The sequence below is a fragment of the Psychroserpens sp. genome (assembly GCF_045105015.1).
Taxonomy (GTDB): Bacteria; Bacteroidota; Bacteroidia; order Flavobacteriales; family Flavobacteriaceae; genus Psychroserpens.
This window is the reverse complement of sequence record NZ_JBGCCX010000028.1, coordinates 1-7,402: the sequence shown is the minus strand read 5'-3', so window position 1 is coordinate 7,402 and position 7,402 is coordinate 1. Positions and strand designations below refer to the sequence as shown.

The following is a 7,402-nucleotide window of genomic DNA, read 5'->3' as shown; positions in this document are numbered from 1 at the left end:
CTTTTTTCTGGATATTTCAAACTTAAAATTTTATAAGATTGAATTGCCTTTTCATAATTTTTTTGTTCGAGATAAATTCGAGCTAAAGTCTCTGTCATTAAGCCATCATGCTTAACGGTGTCTTCAGTTTTTATCTCAATTTTAGAGATTTCTTTTGACGGAATTATTTTAGGGTTTGTTTCTAAAAACTTATCAATTAACTCAAATTTCTTGTTGATTTCGTTGTTAGGTGTCTGAGTTGTCGTTTCAGTAAGGTTATCTGAAATGTTAGAAGTATCTTCTCTATTGATCGGTTTAAAACTCGTTATTTTAAGCCATTCTGAAAACGAGTGCGTTTCAGATTTATCAAAATCTAAAGGCTTTCCAATTTTTAAAGTGCTCTCAGGAGTTTCTTCAATATGTTTTGCATCAATATCTAAAATCACTTGCTCTGGAGTAGATTCTCTTAGTGATAAAAAATTGGCGACATCTTCAATTTTTACTTTCTCTTCAAATAAATTTGGATCTAAAACGCCCTCAGTATTTTTGATGTGTTCTTTTAAAGCACTATCAATAGTAACACTTTTATCCACTGAAATATCATCCGCTTCATTAACAATAATACCTTTTAAATGTTCAGTGTTTTGCTTAATTATCTGAGAAATTTCATTTTGGTTAAAGGCTTCAGAAGTAATGTAATCAAACAAAATACTTCTATCTGTTGTGTAAGCTGCAGTTGTTTTTAGTTCTTGATTGTATTTGTAACTCTCTTTGTTTTTTAATCCTTTGAGATATAATGCTCTAGCAGATTGTGCGTATGGATATTTATCAATGAGTACTTGTAGTTGTTCAGTTTGATCAGATGTAATATTCTGAGGATTTTGAAGAATGTATGTGAAATCAGCTGTATTCAAAATAAAATTACCATTTTGCTAATGTAGCATTAAATATGTCTTGTGTGATACGCTCAAAAATTTCTTCAATTGCCGTATCTTTTTGTGCGCCAATTAATTGTTCATTGCCTTCATAATCAAAAAAGAATGAGAAACGTTGTTCAAATTCTTCTTCGGGTTCATTTTTGTCATAGAACCTTAAATTAACACCAATAGTTAATCGGTTTTGAGCAGCAGTGCTGTTGGCTTGAGCAGTTGTTGGAGAAATTCTGTATTCTGTGATTTCACCTTCATATATTAAATCACCATTTGTTGTTACTAGGCTCAAGTTAGTTTGATTTAGTATTAATTCTTCTAAAGCAATTTTAAAATCCCGTTCTAGACCTGGTTCAACTAGGTCTGCAGTGTTCTGAAAATAATTTACTTGAAACGTTTCAATATTATCAGCAATAGAAGTCCCTGTAAACGAATATTTCCCACATCCTAAAAGCAGAATAGGTAAACAAATTAGTATTATTTTTTTTAATAATGTCATTTAATAGGTGTTTGGACGTTTCATTGTAATAAAAGCATAAATTTTTCCGCCTTCAATAGTAAAAGAAGTTGTTATTAATCTGTAGCCTTTGTAGTGTTTCTCATTAATTATGTCTTCAGCTTCTTTTCGAATAGCTTCAGAACTGTTTGGTCCAAACGAACGTCTTAATCTAAATATTTCAACTGCTTTCATGTATGGTTGTAATCTTACAAGTTCAAAAGTATAAATTTATCAATCTGATTCTCATAAAATTTTCAGAAATTATTTAATCTGGAACTACATCACCTTGGTAATAATATCTTGAATACGGATTAATATCATCAGGACCTAGTTCATCAATATATTGTCTGCTTCCTGTAACGGGTAAATCATTACTATTAAATTCATAGTCATATGATATATAGCTAGGGTCAGAATAATTCACAACCGTAAGATTGTTAGCATTTATTAAGATGTTCAAATTTGAAGGTTGCGTACCAAATATTCTTATTAAGCCATAAACCTCTATAAGATTTGTAGAACCTAAAAGAGGATTTGAATTATTATCGTATCCAAAGTTTACACAATCTGTATCTCCACATTCATTAGTGACGTTATTCGTGAAATAATTAGATTCAAATTCAGAACAATCACCGATCTCTTCAACTTCATTGGTGTTTAAATTTGTTCTCTCAATGCCAGAGTAAAGACAAAGTTTTATTATTGGATTTGTATTAGAGACTTCATATTTATGATAATAAACTTCGTACTCTTCATATTGAACTCCATTATCTTCGTAATAAAACGGACCATCTGGACTGTAAGTACTAGTATCTATATAATAATTGTCATCTTCATAGAAATCAAAATTTCGACTACCAATACTTTCAATTCTATTTTCAGACGTATAAACAACATCTTGAGATTCAATTAAAACATCATTCATATCTGTGGTAGTGATATTGACTAGTTTTTCAGAACTGTCAAAGTCAAAATGGTATTTAGTGTTCTGAGTGTGCATTTCTTTGAAACGTCCATCATCATTGAAAAAATACTTTGTTGATGGATTTCCATTAGAATTTAAGATATGGTATTCCTTGATGATTAGTGGGTCAAACTGAATGCTTATTTCGGTAAGATCATTATCTAAGTTGCCATCAGAATCATCTCCATTATCACTAACATCAGATATGTTGGTGTTATCTGGTGTCAAAGCATTTACAGTTACAGAATAACTAAACCCATCTGCATTTACTTCGTTTTGAGTAATAGTGAAACTCGCTCTGTAAGTTGCGATTTCATCGGCTAAAATAGATCCCATTTCACTCCCTGAAGTTGCACTAATAAATGTAGGTGCTGCGTCAAGATTTAAGGAGTTGTTTAAAAAATCTTTCAGTGAACTGACTAGTGATATACTTGATAAAGTAGCTTCTCCAGTATTATGTACAGAAATAGTATATTCAACAACATCATCAATACCAGTGATCCCATTGCCGTTATCTACAATTGTTGCTGTAACTGAGACTCTTAAATTAGCATTGACAGGATTCATTGGAGTGTCATCAGAACTATCGGAAGAACTGCAGGATGCTAGTAATAGGGACGCAAATAGAAATGACAAAAGTAACCTCATGATGTTGTGTTTTGTTTTTTTAAAGTTAACAAAAAACTTACAAATCATATTGTTTGATTTTTCTGTAAAGGGTTCGTTCGCTAATACCTAATTCTGCAGCGGCAAGTTTACGTTTACCATTGTGACGTTCAAGAGATTTTTTTATAAGTTCTAGCTCTTTGTCATGTAACGATAGGGTTTCTTCCTCATGAATTTCTTCAGCAAAATGATATTTGTCCTGAGAAATGTCTTCAATAGTTTCAACAAATGTTTCGTTTTTGTTTTCAATAGGCAGGACTTCTAAATTTTGAAATTCATTTTTAATCGATTCCTTTTCATTTCCGCCATAAATTTTCTGAATTAAATGCTCATTGTCTTTTTGAACTTCATTTGCATTACCACTTTTCATAAGTTCCATAGTGAGCTTCTTCAAATCGTTAAGATCACTTTTCATATCAAAAAGGACTTTGTATAAAATCTCACGTTCATTGCTAAAGTCATTTTCAGACTTTGAAGCATTTATGACAGCAGGTAAATTACTTGATGTGTTTGGTAAATAACCACTAAGCGTGGAAGCATTTATAACTCGATGTTGTTCTAATACTGAAATTTGTTCAGCAACATTTCGCAATTGCCTAATATTTCCATTCCAGCGGAATTTTAGTAACATATCTACGGCATCATCATTAAGTTTGATGGTTGGCATCTTGTATTTAAGCGCAAAATCACTTGCGAATTTTCTGAAAAGGAGATGGATGTCTTCTTGACGCTCTCTTAAAGGCGGAATATTGATTTCAATAGTACTGAGCCTGTAATATAAATCTTCACGAAATTTTTCTTTTTTGATGGCTTCAAACATATTTACGTTTGTAGCTGCTACAATACGAACATCTGTTTTTTGGACCTTACTCGAACCGACTTTAATGAATTCTCCATTTTCTAAAACACGTAATAAACGTACTTGAGTTGTAAGAGGTAATTCTCCAACTTCATCTAAAAATATCGTCCCTCCATCTGCTACCTCAAAATAACCAGAACGTGTAGATGTAGCTCCTGTAAAGGCGCCTTTTTCGTGGCCAAATAATTCACTATCAATAGTTCCTTCTGGGATTGCACCACAGTTTACAGCAATGTATTTGCCATGCTTTCTATGAGACAACTGATGTATGATTTTAGGAATACTTTCCTTACCAACACCACTTTCTCCAGTAACCAATACTGAAATATCTGTCGGAGAAACTTGAATCGATTTTTCAATTGCGCGATTCAGTTTAGGGTTGTTTCCAATAATTCCGAAACGTTGTTTTATAGCTTGAATAGATTCCATTTTAATTATCTTTTGAATATTCTATAGCTTCACCAATTAGAGTAGCACTAGTGCAATTATTTACTTTTACATAAACCAATTCACCAATTTTATAGTCTTCTTTAGGAAATACAGCAACGATGTTTTGCGAGGTTCTTCCAGACCATTGATCACTAGATTTTTTTGATTCACGTTCTATTAATACTTCTACAGTGGTGTTCAAATATTCTTTGGTTTTAATTTCGCTATGTTCACGTTGTAGCTGAACAATTTCAGCTAAACGTCGTTTTTTAATAGCTTCAGGAACATCGTCATCCATTTTACGTTCCGCCATTGTTCCTGGTCGTTCAGAATAGGTAAACATATAACCGAAATTATATTTCACATATTCCATGAGACTCAAGGTGTCTTGGTGGTCTTCTTCAGTTTCTGTTGGGAAACCAGCTATTAAATCCTGACTTATGGCACATTCAGGAAGGATTCGTCTAATATTGTCAATGAGTTCGAAATATTCCTCTCTAGTGTGTAAACGATTCATTTCCTTTAAGATACGATTACTTCCGCTTTGAACAGGTAAATGTATGTGTTTACATATATTATCAAACTTAGCCATGGTTTCAATGACATCTAAAGTCAAATCTTGCGGATTACTCGTCGAAAAACGAATTCGCATTTTAGGTTGAGCCTTTGCACATAATTCTAATAGTTGAGAAAAACCAACAGCTGTTGCTCTTTGTAAATCGCTAGCTTTTGAAAAATCTTTTTTGAGTCCGCCACCATACCATAAGTAACTATCTACATTCTGACCTAAAAGCGTAATTTCTTTAAAACCTTTATTCCATAAATCATTCACTTCTTCGATGATACTTTGTGGATCACGACTGCGTTCTCTTCCACGAGTAAAAGGCACAACACAAAACGTGCACATATTATCACATCCACGAGTTATGGATACAAAAGCTGTAACACCATTACTGTTTAATCTCACAGGAGAGACATCACCATAAGTTTCTTCTTTTGAAAGGATTACGTTTATGGCATCTCGACCTTCGTCAACTTCAGCTAAAAGATTTGGTAAATCTTTATAGGCATCTGGTCCAACAACTAAATCAACAATCTTTTCTTCTTCTAAAAATTTAGTTTTTAAACGTTCTGCCATACAGCCTAATACACCAACTTTCATTTTTGGGTTGATACGTTTAACTGCATTATATTTTTCTAAACGTTTTCTAACAGTCTGTTCTGCTTTATCACGAATAGAGCAGGTATTTACTAATACTAAATCAGCATCTTCAAGATTTTGAGTCGTATTAAATCCTTGATCTGATAAAATAGAAGCCACAATTTCGCTATCGCTAAAATTCATGGCGCAGCCATAGCTTTCGATAAAAAGTTTACGACTATTACCTTCTTTTGCATCAAGAATTAAAGATGCTCCTTGTTTACTCTCGTCTATTGTTTTTTCCATGAATTTTATATGTGCTAACCAACTCAATAAGCATGCAAAGATATAATAAATTTAAGGATTATGACAAAGTGTCAGTGTATAATTTCCTTTGAAACGACCTATTAATTTGTTTTCTTTGAACTCTTAATTAACGTCATAAAGTATATGTTATTCGCTGAAATTCAATACAAAATTCAAAATGCAAAGCAATTAGATTTTGGTCAGATATTAAATGAAAGCATTGAGCTTTTTAAAATGATTTGGTCACAAGGGTTAGTGATGTTTTTGTTGTTGATGGCTATAGCCATACCCGCGATTTTTGTGATTTATATTCCTTTAATTGTTTTTGGTATTTTAGGTGAGAGTCATTCAAGTATGTTAAATAATCTAGCGCCAGTTTTGATTCTTGTCTCAATTTTAATGTATGCATTTATTGTTTTTGTACTCATGGTTATTACTTTAGGTATGAAAGCTGCTTTTTTCAGGATTATGTTTCAATATGATATGAACGTCATAGGAAAAGACGATTATTTTTATTTTTTGAAAAGACCTTATTTAGGAAAAACAATAACATTGGCATTTGCAAATTTTGGAATTACATTATTGGCTGTATTGTTATGTTATTTTCCAGTGTTTTATGTTATAGTGCCAATGAATTTGTTGGTGGTAGTTTATGCTTTTAATCCAGAATTAACAGTTTCTAGTTTAGTGAAGCTTAGTTTTGAGTTAGGAAATAAAAAGTGGTTTTTAACCTTTGGACTGATTTTAGTTGCTGGGTTTCTAGCTCAGATTGTAGGGATGTTGCTCTGTTTTGTTGGTATATTTGCTACAGCGTCCTTTATAAGTGTTCCATTGTATTTTATTTATAAGCATGTTGTTGGTTTTAACCAGTTTGAAAATTTACAGATTGAATAAAAAATGGAACTTTAACGCAACCATTTGTTAATTTTAGTATCTAATAAAAAACTGATATTATGAAATTGTCTAAATTAATTATTGTTTGTATTTGCTTTCCTTTTTTATTAATGAATACAACTTGTGATGATAATGATGATGATTTTGCCCCAGCAGAATGTGATCAACAAGCAGTAATTGACGATGTTTTTTTTGATACAGCAGTATCCGCAGATTATGCTTTAGTTGGTTATAGTGTTGATGGAGATTGCTTAACCATAGAAATATCTGCAAGTGGATGTGATGGTGGAACTTGGAGTATGGTTTTGGTTGATTCTGGCGATGTTGCTGAGTCTTCTCCTGAACAACGATATTTAAAATTCATATTTACCAACAATGAGGCTTGCTTAGCAGTATTTAGTCAATCACGTAGTTTTGATTTGAGCAACTTGAGAGTAGGAGGCAGCAATGAAATTATTCTGAATATTGAAGAATTCCCAGAACCAATTAATTATACTTATCCATAAATTATTGGATGCACTATATATGTAGTGCCTTAATTTTTTTTGCACGAATTTACATAGACAAATTCACATATATTCAGGTTAATGTGCCTTTGAAATTTTTAAAAATTAGGATGGTAAATTATTTTTCACATACATTTGTAGCCTGAAAAAATCAAATATGCCGAAGAATTTAGTCATTGTTGAGTCACCAGCAAAAGCCAAAACCATAGAGAAATTTCTTGGAAAAGATT

Annotated in this window: 8 protein-coding genes; 2 read left to right on the top strand and 6 right to left on the bottom strand. The window is 32.1% G+C overall.

Annotation, left to right across the window (positions count from 1 at the left end; genetic code table 11):
• The 6 genes from AB8B90_RS02200 to miaB all read right to left on the bottom strand — a co-directional run.
• Positions 1–893 (bottom strand): hypothetical protein (locus tag AB8B90_RS02200; protein WP_405333202.1); only part of this gene is annotated, 893 nt, incomplete at its 3' end.
• 7 nt (positions 894–900) lie between these two features.
• Complete coding sequence (gene lptE, locus AB8B90_RS02195) at positions 901–1,407, bottom strand: LPS assembly lipoprotein LptE (protein WP_405333200.1); 507 nt, start codon at positions 1,405–1,407, stop codon at positions 901–903.
• Positions 1,408–1,599 carry a hypothetical protein gene (locus AB8B90_RS02190; RefSeq protein WP_405333198.1) on the bottom strand — a complete coding sequence of 64 codons (192 nt, stop codon included), beginning with the start codon at positions 1,597–1,599 and terminating at the stop codon, positions 1,408–1,410. It lies immediately after the preceding gene.
• A gap of 73 nt (positions 1,600–1,672) precedes the next feature.
• Positions 1,673–3,019, bottom strand: coding sequence for a hypothetical protein (locus AB8B90_RS02185; RefSeq protein WP_405333196.1), 1,347 nt, complete (start codon positions 3,017–3,019; stop codon positions 1,673–1,675).
• A gap of 37 nt (positions 3,020–3,056) precedes the next feature.
• Positions 3,057–4,325: a sigma 54-interacting transcriptional regulator gene (locus AB8B90_RS02180; protein ID WP_405333194.1), complete on the bottom strand. Its 1,269-nt coding sequence runs from the start codon at positions 4,323–4,325 to the stop codon at positions 3,057–3,059.
• Between the two features lies 1 nt (position 4,326).
• Positions 4,327–5,772, bottom strand: coding sequence for a tRNA (N6-isopentenyl adenosine(37)-C2)-methylthiotransferase MiaB (miaB, locus tag AB8B90_RS02175; RefSeq protein WP_405333192.1), 1,446 nt, complete (start codon positions 5,770–5,772; stop codon positions 4,327–4,329).
• 144 nt (positions 5,773–5,916) lie between these two features.
• On the opposite strand from miaB, the gene AB8B90_RS02170 reads away from it, so the two are divergent.
• A complete protein-coding gene (locus AB8B90_RS02170; protein WP_405333190.1) occupies positions 5,917–6,666 on the top strand; it encodes a hypothetical protein in 750 nt (249 codons plus the stop codon).
• A 59-nt stretch (positions 6,667–6,725) separates the two neighbouring features.
• Positions 6,726–7,172: a hypothetical protein gene (locus AB8B90_RS02165; protein WP_405333188.1), complete on the top strand. Its 447-nt coding sequence runs from the start codon at positions 6,726–6,728 to the stop codon at positions 7,170–7,172.
• The last annotated feature ends 230 nt before the right edge of the window (positions 7,173–7,402 follow it).